This is a genomic window from Bradyrhizobium sp. Pha-3, from assembly GCF_042258325.1.
Classification (GTDB): Bacteria; Pseudomonadota; Alphaproteobacteria; order Rhizobiales; family Xanthobacteraceae; genus Bradyrhizobium; species Bradyrhizobium elkanii.
On sequence record NZ_CP170151.1, the window covers coordinates 5,302,933 to 5,314,887 of the forward strand.

General features: G+C 66.0%; 10 protein-coding genes. All 10 read right to left on the minus strand.

From position 1 onward, the window contains the following. Positions 1-197: 197 nt before the first annotated feature. Positions 198-1,082 (minus strand): alpha/beta fold hydrolase, encoded by an 885-nt coding sequence (locus tag ACE10X_RS25005; RefSeq protein ID WP_375763012.1) that lies wholly within the window; start codon positions 1,080-1,082, stop codon positions 198-200. A gap of 45 nt (positions 1,083-1,127) precedes the next feature. Further along, the gene (hydA, locus tag ACE10X_RS25010) at positions 1,128-2,540 is read right to left on the minus strand and encodes a dihydropyrimidinase (protein WP_202948926.1); all 1,413 of its coding nucleotides are present in this window, start codon (positions 2,538-2,540) and stop codon (positions 1,128-1,130) included. Next, a complete protein-coding gene (locus ACE10X_RS25015) occupies positions 2,540-3,304 on the minus strand; it encodes an aspartate/glutamate racemase family protein (RefSeq protein WP_038385808.1) in 765 nt (254 codons plus the stop codon). The genes hydA and ACE10X_RS25015 overlap by 1 nt, the downstream gene beginning before the upstream one ends. Continuing rightward, positions 3,301-4,107: an FCD domain-containing protein gene (locus ACE10X_RS25020; protein ID WP_038385809.1), complete on the minus strand. Its 807-nt coding sequence runs from the start codon at positions 4,105-4,107 to the stop codon at positions 3,301-3,303. The genes ACE10X_RS25015 and ACE10X_RS25020 overlap by 4 nt, the downstream gene beginning before the upstream one ends. A 15-nt stretch (positions 4,108-4,122) precedes the next feature. After that, on the minus strand, positions 4,123-4,899 hold the full coding sequence (locus tag ACE10X_RS25025; RefSeq protein ID WP_038385810.1) for an aspartate/glutamate racemase family protein: 777 nt from the start codon (positions 4,897-4,899) through the stop codon (positions 4,123-4,125). 52 nt (positions 4,900-4,951) lie between these two features. Continuing rightward, positions 4,952-6,256 carry an MFS transporter gene (locus ACE10X_RS25030; protein ID WP_028336433.1) on the minus strand — a complete coding sequence of 435 codons (1,305 nt, stop codon included), beginning with the start codon at positions 6,254-6,256 and terminating at the stop codon, positions 4,952-4,954. A gap of 375 nt (positions 6,257-6,631) precedes the next feature. After that, complete coding sequence (locus tag ACE10X_RS25035; protein ID WP_038385811.1) at positions 6,632-7,948, minus strand: MFS transporter; 1,317 nt, start codon at positions 7,946-7,948, stop codon at positions 6,632-6,634. 84 nt (positions 7,949-8,032) lie between these two features. Continuing rightward, a complete protein-coding gene (gene phnY, locus ACE10X_RS25040; protein ID WP_375763013.1) occupies positions 8,033-9,481 on the minus strand; it encodes a phosphonoacetaldehyde dehydrogenase in 1,449 nt (482 codons plus the stop codon). A gap of 26 nt (positions 9,482-9,507) precedes the next feature. Further along, entirely contained in the window at positions 9,508-10,755 is a 1,248-nt protein-coding gene (gene phnA, locus ACE10X_RS25045; RefSeq protein WP_375764606.1) for a phosphonoacetate hydrolase, read from the minus strand. A gap of 25 nt (positions 10,756-10,780) precedes the next feature. Further along, positions 10,781-11,911, minus strand: coding sequence for an iron-containing alcohol dehydrogenase PsrA (psrA, locus tag ACE10X_RS25050; protein WP_038385813.1), 1,131 nt, complete (start codon positions 11,909-11,911; stop codon positions 10,781-10,783). Positions 11,912-11,955: the final 44 nt, after the last annotated feature.

Sequence of the window (11,955 nt, forward strand, 5' to 3'; positions counted from 1 at the left end):
TGGAATTGAAGGGATCGCGTTGAAGATGACGGCGGCAGTCAGCAATCATGTGAACAAATCATGCGCCGCCGGCAATCGCGGCTGCTCACGCCCAAAATAAATCCGCGCCCTCCGGGGATGTGTCCCCAAAAGCGCGGATCTTTTGGTCTGGTGGCAGATGAAGGCCGCGAGTCAGCTCGGCGCGACGGTGAACGAGGCTAATCCTTCATCCCCGTAATCGAAGCACTGACCGCCCGCGGATCGCGCTGCGGCCAACGGCCGCTCTCGACCTGCGCCAGAAAATCGCCGACGATCCGGTTGTATTCGTCGGGCTCCTCGATGTTGATGGCGTGGCCGCAGTTCGGCATCACCGCGAGCGCGGCCGACGGGATGCTCTGCTTCATCAGGATGCCCGGCAGCAGGCATGGCCAATCCTCATCGCCGGTGATGATCAGCGTCGGCACATTGATGCGCTTCATCTCGTCGACCAGCGTGTAGAGCGAGGGACGCTCCTTCTGCACGCCCTGCTGGGTGTTGGCCGATCCCACCGCCGAATGCTCGGCCAGCATGGTCTTGAACTCGGCGTGGCCGCGCGGGTCCTTGTTCTCGTACTGCACGCGCGTCGGCCCGTAGGCGTAGCGCTCGGCGAAGGCCGGCATGCCCTCCTTGCGGATCATGCCCGCGATCACGTCGGCCTCGGCGCGAAACGTCTCGCGCTTGTCGAGCTCGGCGCCGTAGCCGCAGCCGCCGATGCATAGCGACAGCGCCCGATCAGGGTGACGCAATCCGAAATGCAGCGTCGCAAAGCCGCCCATCGACAGACCAACGATATGCGCCTTCGGCGCGCCGATGTGATCGAGCACCGCCAGGATATCGTCGGCGGCGCGCGCTTGCGAATAGGACAAGACCTGCTCCGGCACATCGGACGGTGGAAAGCCGCGCGCATTGTAGGCGATGGTTCGGAAGCGCTTGCCGAAGTGCCGCATCTGCGGCTCGTAGCTGCGCAGGTCGCCGGCGAACTCGTGAACCAGGATCACCGGATGCCCCGATCCGGTCTCCTCGAAATAAAGCCGCACTCCGTCGTCTGTCACAGCATAGGGCATGTTGATCTCCTGCCTTCTCTCTTTGCTTGTTACGGGATGGTCGCGTTACGGAATGGTCGCGGCCTTCGGCGGCTTGGCGCGCGGCAGATAGGTGCCGTGGTCCTTGCCGCCGACGAGCGTACCGTTATCGACGACGACCTTGCCGCGCACCATGGTCAGCACCGGCCAGCCCGTGACCTCGAGCCCTTCATAGGGCGTGTAGTCCGCGCCGTCGTGGATCAGCTCGTGGCGGATCGTCACCTTGCGCTTCGGGTCCCACAGCGCGATGTCGGCATCCGAGCCGACCGCGATGGTGCCCTTGCGCGGATAGAGGCCGTAGATTTTGGCGTGGTTGGTGGCGCTGAAGGCGACAAAACTGTTGAGGTCGATCCGCCCCTTCACCACGCCTTCGGAAAACAGGATCGGCAGCCGCGTCGCCACACCCGGGATTCCGTTCGGCACCCAGCGGAAGCTGGTGCGCCCCTTCGGCGCAAGCTTGCCTTGCGGGTCGTCGTAACGGAACGGACAATGGTCCGACGAGAACACCGAGAACACCTTCTGCTGCAGCCCTTCCCAGCAGGCCTGCTGGCTGGCGACGTCGCGCGGCGGCGGCGAGCAGACGTATTTTGCGCCTTCCATGTTGAGCTGATCGAGATCCTGTTCGGTCAGCATGAGATATTGCGGACAGGTCTCGCCCATCACCCGCAAGCCCCGCTGCTGCGCGCGCCGGATTTCGTCCATCGCCTCGCGGTTCGAGACATGCACGATCATGATCGGCACGTCGACGAGCTCGGACAGCGAGATCGCGCGATGGGTGGCCTCGCGCTCGACCGGGATCGGCCGCGAGGTCGCATGGAAGCGCGGCGCGGTGTTGCCGGCGCGCTCCAGCCGGTCGGTTAGGAAGCGGATGGCGTCGAAATTCTCCGCATGCACCATCAGCATGGCGCCGGTCTCGCGCGCAACCGACATGGTTTCGAGCAGCTCGCGGTCCGAGAGCGCGAGGCCCTCGTAGGTCATGAAGACCTTGAGCGAGGTGTAGCCGTCCTCGACCAGCGCCGGCAGTTCCTGGCCCAGCACATGCTCGGTCGGATCGGTGAGGATGAGATGGAAGGCGACGTCGACATGGCACTCGCCTTCGGCCAGCGAATGGTAATGCTTCAACGCCTCGCGCAGCGTCTGGCCCTTCTCCTGCAGGCAGAACGGCAGCACGGTGGTGTTGCCGCCGAACGCCGCCGAGCGCGTGCCGCTGGCAAAACCGTCGGCCATCACGATGCCGTCGCCGGACGGCTGGGCGAAGTGGACGTGGCTATCTATGCCGCCCGGCAGCACGAGGCGGCCGGTGGCGTCGATGATCGTGGCCGCATCGCCGAGATCATGGCCGAGCGCCGCGATCTTGCCGTCGCGGATACCGACGTCGCAGGGGAAGGTGTCGGCAGCGGTCACCACGGTGCCGCCGCGGATGATGGTGTCGAAGGACATCAGTTTGTTCCCTCCCTCGGTGAGCGGTGTTCGATGATTGCGGCGAGTGGCTCGGCCAGCCCGCGCGTCGGCTTCGGATCGGGACGGCGGAAGGTGCCGGCCACCGCCTTGCGCGGCTTGAGCACGGCGAGCGTTTCCGCCTGCCGCACCGCCGCCGCGACCGGATCGACCACCGGCACCGGAATGCGGTCGCGGACCTTTGCCGCGAGTCCGGCGAGCGGCGCGCCCGACAGAATGACAACATCGGCGTTGTCCTGCTCGACCGCGCGGTTGGCGAGCGCGACCAGCAGTTCCTCCTTCTCGGCCTGCACCTGCGAGATCGACTGGAAATGACCGTCAAGCGTGCGGATGCCGGCGCAGCGCGAACTCAGCCCGTGCATCGCGACGCATTCCTCGTACCAGGGCGCCAGCGCGCCGGCGAAGGTGACGATCGCAAACCGGCGGCCGAGCATGCAGGCCGTGAGCATCGCAGCTTCGGCCAATCCCACGACGGGAAAGGCGAACAGCTCACGCGCGCCGAACAGGCCGGGATCGCCGAACGCCGCGATGACAGCGGCATCGACGCCGGGGCCGGCTTCGGCCAGCATCTCCAGCGCGATCGCGCCGCCGATCTGGGCCTCGGCGCGGGTCGCGATATAAGGCACGCCGCGCGCGGCAGTGACCGGCACGAGCTCGGTGCCGGCCGACGCCGCCTTGCTGCCGGCGGCATGAAGCAGATCCGTCACATCAGCCGTCGTGTTGGGATTGAGCAGCAGGATCTTCATGGCGCAACGTTCCTCGTCTTGCGGCCGCGCGGCCTTGCCGGAGGCTCCGGTGCCCCAGCGTCGGCCGCCTCGGCATCCAGCGTCTTGGCATCCAGCGTCTCGGCGACGATCTCGCCGGTGCGGCGCACGTGGTGGGCCAGTATCTGCCCGGCCCGGGCCGCATCGCGCGCCTTCAGCGCGGACAAAATCTCCTGATGCTCCCGCACCGATTCATCCCAGCGGCCGAGCACGTACAGCGCGAAGAAGCGCGCGCGCTCGGCCCGCGCCAGCAGCGCCTCGTGCGTCGCCTTCAGCACCGTATTGCGGGCGAAGCCGACGATCGCCGAATGGATCTGCTGATTAACTTGAAAATAGTCGCGCAGCTCGCCACGGCCGTGATGCCACTCGATCTTGTCCTGCAGCGCCGCGAGCCGTTCGAAGTCTTCCGGCTCCATGCGCAGCGCGGCGAGCTCGGCGGCACAGCGCTCGATGCCGCTGACGGCCTCGAACAGTTCGGCGAGCTCGGCGCGGCGGAACGGCGCCACCACGGCGCTGTGGTTGAGCCGCAGCTCGACCAGGCCCTCGCTCGCCAATTGCTTGAGCGCCTCGCGCAGCGGCGTGCGCGAGATGCCGAGCGCATCGGACAGGTCCGCCTCCCCCAGCGACTGCCCCGGCGCCAGCTCGCCGCGCACGATCATGGTGCGCAGCCGCGCCGCCGCCTGCTCGTGCAGTCCGACCCGCGGCACACGTAAGCGCCGGCGTTGCAGCGCGGTCATCGCGCGCTTGGGTTCCTTGGTACGTCTGGTCGCTTTGGCTTCAGTCACCGCTTGCCTGCATTGTCATGATTGGAGATCGCGCCCTCCCACGTGGATCGCGGTGGCCGCGCGCAGATCGGGGTTCGCGAACAGGCTGCCCCAGCCCTGCACACGCGACGGATCGCAGCCGGCAGCTGTGAGGCACGCCCACAGCGTCACCGCAATCGAATCCAGCACCGGGACGCCAAATCCGCGCTCCAGCCGCTCGGCCGGCCCGGCACCGCGCATGTTGGTGCAGAGCACGACGGCGGCATCGCAGCCCTCGCGCACCACCTCCTCGATCAGCCGCGCGACCTCGGCCTCGCTGACCTCGGCAAAGGAGAAATTGTCCTGCAGCGACAGATGCCGCTCGGCAAGACAATGCAGCCCTTGTGAATTCCAGTTGGCGACGATCCGCTCCTGCACGTCCTTGCGATACGGCGTCACCAGCCCGATGCGGCTGGCGCCGATCCGCCGCAACAGGTCGCGATAGGCCAGCACCGTGGTGCAGGCCTTGATACCCGTTGCCGCCGTGATCTCTTCGCACAGGCTCTCGTCGCGGTCGAAGCCGAGCCAGCTAGCCGAGGTGCCGTTCCAGGCGATGACGTCGACCTTGGCATGGGCGAGCAACTCGGCCGCGCGAAGAATCTCGCTGGCGTCGAACTGGCGCAGCGCCGCCTCCGACAGCGCGATCTCGGTCACCTTGAAGCGCGAGAAATGTGCCGAGACGTCGTCGATCCCCGATAGCATCGCGCAGGTGATCGGCTCGAGCGCGGTATTCGACGACGGCGTCAGCATGCCGAGCCTGATAAGACGTGTCATTGGTGAGCCTCGTCAAGCGGCCGAACCCTTGGCGGATTCGGCCGCATCCGTTTTAGACCGGGAGCTTGCGGCTGTAATCGATCAGGGTCGAGCAGATCAACAGCGCAATGCCCGCGGCGGCGAAATACATCAGGGCCAGGAAGTAGGAGCCGGTGGCCTGCACGATGAAGCCGACGATCAGGGGCGTCGTGATGCCGGCGATATTGCCGCCGAGATTCATGCAACCGCCGAGGAAGCCGGACTTGCCGCGCCCCGCCAGCGCCGACGGAATCGCCCAGTACATGCCGCACCAGCGCAGGAAGAACAGCGTCGTCGACAGCAGCACCACGACCGCGACCGCGTTGGTGACGTAGGCGACGAGGAAGATCGAGACCGTCGCCATGATCGCCGCGATGCCGAACAGCGTGCGGAACACGGTGTTGGGCGACCCACCCCGCTCCCGCCAGTTATCGCCGATCCAGCCGCCGACCAGCTCGCCGACGAAGCCTGCGAAGAAGATGATGAACGACGCGCCGCCGAGCGCCTTGATGTCGAAGCCGTGCACCTTGAACAGATAGGTCGGCATCCAGGTCAACAGCCCGTAGAACGTGGTGTTGAAGAACATCCAGCCGAGGCACATGCACCACACCGAGCGAAACCGGAAATACGCCATCCAGCTTGCGCCCGAGGACGGCGGCGTCGCCGCATCCTCGATCGCATGCGCCTCCTCGAGATAGCGAGCCTCGGCTTCATTGACCGACGGATGCTCGCGCGGCACGTTGCGGATGTAGTACCAGGCCCACAGCCCGCACAGCATGGTGCCGACGCCGGCGATGACGAAGGCGACGCGCCAGGAGCTGAACGCCGCCATCAGCCAGGCGATCACGATCGAGCCGAGCGCCGCACCGAGCGGCGCGCCGCCGTCCAGCAAGGTGGCGCCGCGGCCGCGCTCGGTCTGGGTCATCCAGATCGCGTTGAGCTTGCCGCCGGCCGGATAGATCGGCGCTTCCGACGCGCCGAGCCCGAGCCGGGTCAACAGCAGCAGCATCCAGCTGGTGGACAACGCCGCCAGCGCCTGGAAGAAGCCCCAGAACAGCGTCGCGAGCGCGATCACGATGCGCGGCTTGAAGCGATCGGCGAGCATGCCGCCCGGCACCTGCATCAGCGCGTAGGTCCAGAAGAACGAGCTCAGGATCAGGCCCTGCATCGCCGGATCGATATCGAACTCCTTGGCGATGACCGGCATCGCGACCGAGAGCGAGGCACGATCGATATAGTTGATCGAGATCAGGAACAGCATCAGCAGGAAAATCTTCCAGCGTACGCCGCTCGGCTTTGCCGTATCTGCCATTGCGATGGTGGACACCTGATCGCTCATTGCTCGCTCCTCCCGACAGATTGTTTTGCCCTGGCCCGCCCCTCGTCCTTGAAGGTTGCTGGCGTCTCCTGCCCTGCGCGAAGTCTGCTTCAAGGCGGTCAAACCGACAAGCACATTTTGTATTCTGCATGCAATTTATTGTATCATTTTGATATCCCTGAATATATTATCATATTTGCGCTACAATTGAGCACCGGTGATCAGGGATTGGGCGCCAGATCACTCGCTCGAGCCAGGCAATTTCAGGGAATTGGTCCCCGCGTTGCGGCTCCACCAATCGCACGCACAACGGCGTTCTGCTCGTTGCAAAAACAGTGGTCCGCGCTTCCCGTCGGAAGCGCGGACTGTGGTGAGCCGCTGAATGCGGATCGTTCGTCAGCGGCGGATGAAGGCCGCAACCACCGCGCTGGAGGTCGCGCAGACGGCGACCACCAGGAACACCAGCGAGGTCTGGTTATGCTTGTCCATGAAGTGGCCGATCATCGGCTCGCCGAGACCTGCGAACAGATAGGCGAAGAAGTTCATCACCCCGGTTGCGGTCCCTGCCCGCTTGTGGCCGACCAGATCCGGGCATAGCGCCCAGAACGAGGATTGCGGCCCATAGGTGAAGAAGCCGCACAGGAACAGCACCGTCATCCCGAGAACGACATCCGAGGTCGGGATCGCGTACATGCACAGCGAGGTGACCGCGGCGAGCGCCATGTAGAGCACGATGGCGAGGTAGCGGCGCGAGCCGAACACCTTGTCCGAGACCCAGCCATTGCTGAACGCGCCCACCGCCATGCCGACCGGCAGCGCGATGCTGATCCAGCGCGGATCGATCACCGAGGCGGCGCCGGCCTTGGCCCAGTTGCTGCCGAGGAAGTGCACGGGCACCCACACCAGCAGGCCGTAACGCGCCGCGTTCTGGAAGCCGATCGCGACGCCGGCGACCAGGAGGCGCCAGTTCGACAGCACTGCCTTGTAGCGTGCGAGCGAACCCTCATTGGCGTCGACCGCGGCTTCGCTTGCAGCGACCTCGTCGGCCTCGTCATGCGGCGAGGCAAAGCCCATGTCCTCGGGCTTCTCGCGCGCGATCAGATAGAACGCGATGCCGCCGAGCAGCAGCAGCACGACCGGGATGCGGAAGATCCAGCGCCAGTCGAGCTGGAAGTAGCCGACCACGACCAGCGAGGTGACGAACGACAGCACCGAGGCGAGACCGGCCGCGAACGTATAGAGCCCGTAGACCGTGCCGCGCTCGTGGCGGCCCCACCAGTTCGACAGCAGCCGGCTGCCCGGCGCCCATCCCATCGACTGGAAATAGCCGTTGATGCCCCAGAACGCGGTGAGGCTGACGATTCCGGTCGAGAGGCTGGTGGCCCAGTTCATGATGAAGGAGAGGATCGCGCCGGCGCTCATCACGCGGCGACCGCCGAACTTGTCGCCGAGATTGCCGTTGATGGCCTGCCCGACCGCGTAGCACCAGAGCAGCGCCGCGCTGGCCCAGCCCAGGGCCTCCTTGGTGACGCCGAACTCGGCCTGGATGCCAGGAATGGCGAAGCCGAAGGTTTGCCGCCCGGTGTAGAAGAACAGATAACAGAACATCGCCGCGAACAGCATCCGCCACTGCGCACGGCGGAACGATGTCGCAAGCTCCGGATTCTGGACTCCGACCGAGCCGACGCCCGACGGACTGAACGTGATCGACATTGAGACCTCCCCTGATTGATTGGTGATTGCAGTCGGCCGCCGCGTTGTTCTTGTCGTACGCGTGCGGCCTTCGTTCGGACGTCCCTATGCCGGCCAGGGCAGCGAATAGGTCTTGACGTTGGTGAAGCTCTTGATCGCCTCCTGCACGCCTTCCTTGTAGCCAAGGCCAGAGTCCTTGATCCCGCCGAACGGCGACATCTCGATCCGATAGCCCGGCACTTCCCAGACGTTGACGGTGCCGACATCGAGCTCGTTGACGAACCGCGTGATGTAGTCGAGCCGGTTGGTGCAGACGCCGGACGACAGGCCGAACGCGGTCGCGTTCGAGATCCGGATCACGCTCTCGATGTCGTCGGGCACGCGGATGATCGGGATCACCGGGCCGAAGGTCTCCTGCATCACCAGCTCGCTGGTGTAGGGAATCCGGTCGACCACGGTCGGCGGATAGAGGGCGCCGTCGCGGTCGTTGCCGTGCAGCAGCTCGGCGCCGTCGGCGACGGCGGCATTGACGCGGCGCTCGAATTCCCTCGCCGCGCCCTCATGGATCACGGTGCCGACGTCGACCGTCGGGTCCATCGGGTCGCCGCACTTCAGCTTGCGCGCCTTCTTCAGCACCAGCGCAGCGAAATCGTCGGCGACCGCCTCGACGCAGAGGATGCGCTTCACGGCCGTGCAGCGCTGGCCGGAATTCTTGGTGGCGCCGGTGACCGCGAGTTCGGCCGCCTTCTCGAGGTCGGCGTCCTCCATCACGATCAGGGGATCGTTGCCGCCGAGCTCGAGCACCAGGCGCTTGTAGCCCGCCTTGCTGGCGATGTGCTTGCCGACCCTGACCGAGCCGGTGAAGGTCACGAGATCGGCGTCAGGATCGGTGATCATCGCATCGCCCATCGAATGCGGATTGCCGGTCACCACCGACAGCATCTCCGGCGGCAGCCCGGCCTCGTAGAGCACGTCGGCGAGCGCGAGCGCGGTCAGCGGCGTCAGCTCGGTCGGCTTCAGCACCACACGGTTGTTGGTCGCGATCGCGGGGGCGATCTTGTGGCTCACCATGTTGAGCGGATGGTTGAACGGCGTGATCGCCGAGATCGCGCCGAGCAACGGCGTGCGCGTCGTGAAGATCTTGCGCGCCTTTCCTTGCGGGCTGATGTCGCAGGAGAACGTCTCGCCGTCGTCCTTGATCGCGAGCTGGCCGGCAAAGGAATAGACGTCGTAGGCGCGGCCGGCCTCGTAGAGCGAATCCTTCCAGCACAGGCCGGACTCGGCGGTGATCAGCCGCGCGAATTCCTCCTTGCGCCCGGCCAGGATCTCGGCGGTGCGCAGCAGGATGCGCTGGCGCTCGTAGCGCGTCAGCTTCGGCTTGAACGCGGCCGCCCTGGCGAAGGCGCTGCGCACATGCTCCGGCCGCGCCGCCGGCACCGTGCCCACCACCTTGTTGGTGTAGGGATTGAAGACCTCGACATGCTCGTCGGTGTCGACGAGGCTGCCTGCGATCCGCATCTGCTCGTGGCGAACGGTCGGGCTCTGGATGTTCATGGCACTGTCCTTGGGGTCCGATAGCGTCACTGGATGCGGTTGAGCGCGACGTCGAAGGCGTCGAAATTGCGCAGGGCGTGGCCGGCCGGCAGCGCGATCCTGCGGTTGGCGATCAGCGGCACCCGCTCCTCAGTCAGCCCGCCATGCGAGCGCAGCGGCTCGGTCAGGCCCGATAGATCGTGACGCGACTCGCTGGTGCCGAGCACCTTGTGCCTGGTCGAGATCACGACGATGTCGCCGATCCGGTCCGGCGGCAGCTCGAACCTGGCGCAGGCTTCCTTGCGCGTCAGCGCGACCTCGATGCCCCCGGTCGCACGCAGCCGCGACAGCAGCGTATCGACGTTGGCGCCCTCCGGCGTGTAGATGGTCGCGAACGAGCCGAGCGAGCCGTGATGGGCGACATAGGGATCGGTGATCGGCAGGATCACGCGTGCGGCGCCCGCACCGGTCCAGTCGTCCATAACGTCCTGGAGGTAGATCACGTCCGGCCTGCCGTCGGGCAAGAACTTGTCGTTCATGCCGTGGTCGGCGGTCGCCACGATGTTGCAGCCGAGCGCATCGAGCTTGGCAAGATAGCCGTCGATCATCGCGTAGAAGTCGTTGGCGACCTTGGTGCCGAGCCCGACCTTGTGCTGGATGTAGTCGGTGGTCGACAGGTACATCAGATCGGGACGGCAGTGCTCGACCAGCTTGACGCCGGCCGCGAACACGAAGCGCGACAGGTCGGCCGAGTAGACCTCGGGCAGCGGCAGGCCGACGAAGTCGAGCACATCATCAATGCCGTTGGCCGTCTTGGTGGCCTGATCGGCCTTCTCCGACGAGAACGCGATGGCGCGGCCGCTGGAATAGTCCAGACCGTACGCAAGCAAGGTGCGCAGCTTGTCCTTGGCGGTGACGGCGGCGACCTTGTAGCCGGCGTCATGGACACCGGCCAGGATGGTCGGTGCGCGCAGGAATTTCGGATCGTTCATCATGACCTCGGCGTTGTTCGCCGTGTCATAGAAGTAGTTGCCGGCGATGCCGTGCACCGCGGGCGGGCGCCCGGTGATGATCGAGAGGTTGTTCGGATTGGTGAAGCTCGGGATCACGCTGGCGGCATGAACATGCGCGCCCTCCTTCATGAAGCGCGCGAAAGTCGGCGCGACGCCGGCCTCGATCGCCTGCTCGATATAGCCGGGCTCCGAACCGTCGAGGCAGATCACGACGGTTGGCCGCGTCGGCGCGTCGTAACGGCGCCCGTTGACGGTGATTGTCTTGCGATTGTCTTGCATGATGCCTCTCCCTGTCACTGCGCCGTCGTCACGCGTTCACCGCGCTCGGCATCCGCAGCGTCTGCGCTGCTTCGATCAGCCGTTCCTTCGACCCTAAGAAGTTGCGGCCGCGCTCGCCTTCGAGCGAGTCCGCGATCAGCGCGTGCCATTCGGCGCGCTCGATCCTGTAGGCGGCCGGATTGCAGGAGATGCCGAGCCGCGCCATGAAGTCCTCGAGATCGTCGGCCGCCCGCGCCAGGTCGGCGCCGAAGATCTGCTTCAAGCTGTCCTCGCAGAGCCCGCCCGCCCCTTTGACGCTCCGCAGCACCATCGGCAGCGAGAACGAGCACGCTATGCCGTGTTGCACGCCGTGCCGCAGCGTGATCGGATAGGACAGCGAATGCGCGATCGCGGTCTTGGTGTTGGAGAACGCCAGGCCTGCGAACAGCGCCGCCTGCGCCATGCCGCTGCGCAGCTCGAGATTGCCGAGGTCGTTGGCGAGCTTCGGCAGCACGTCGAGGATGCTGCGCGCCGCGGCCACCGCGTGGTTGGCCGACACCGGGTTGTTGTTGACGTTCCAGATGCTCTCCAGCGCATGCGACAGCGCGTCGAGCCCGGTGCTGATGGTGAGAAGCTGCGGCTTGCCGAGCATCAGGCGCGGATCGATCACCGCATGGGTCGGATAAAGCGACGGACGCGCCAGCGAATATTTCTTGCCGTTGGCCTCGTCCCACACCGTACCCCAGCAGGTCACTTCGCTGCCGGTGCCCGCGGTGGTCGGCACCGCGATGATCGGGATCGCCGCGAGGCGCGCGGCGCCCTGCTGTGTCTCCAGATAGGTCTTGACCGTCGCGAAGTCGCCGCCGGCGGCCGCGAACACCTTTGCGGAGTCGATCACCGAGCCGCCGCCGAGCGCGACGATCACCTCGGGCTGCCTCGCGAGCCCGGCAAAGCGCGCGGTCTGCTCGGTGAGCAGGCGGTAGTCCGGATTGGGCGCGACGTCGCGGATGGTCAGGACCGACGGTCCCGCCGCGGCGCGCAGCCGCCGCTCGAGCTCGTCGAAGACCGGCTCGCCATAGGTCACGAGCGCGTAGGCGCGCTTGCCGATCAGTCCCGGCAGCTTGTCGAAGCTGTCGGCTCCGAATTCGATCCTCACCGGGTTGGAATAAGTCCAGTCCATCCGCGCGTCCTCCGTTTGGCGCGAAGGTACGGCGCCGGCTGCTA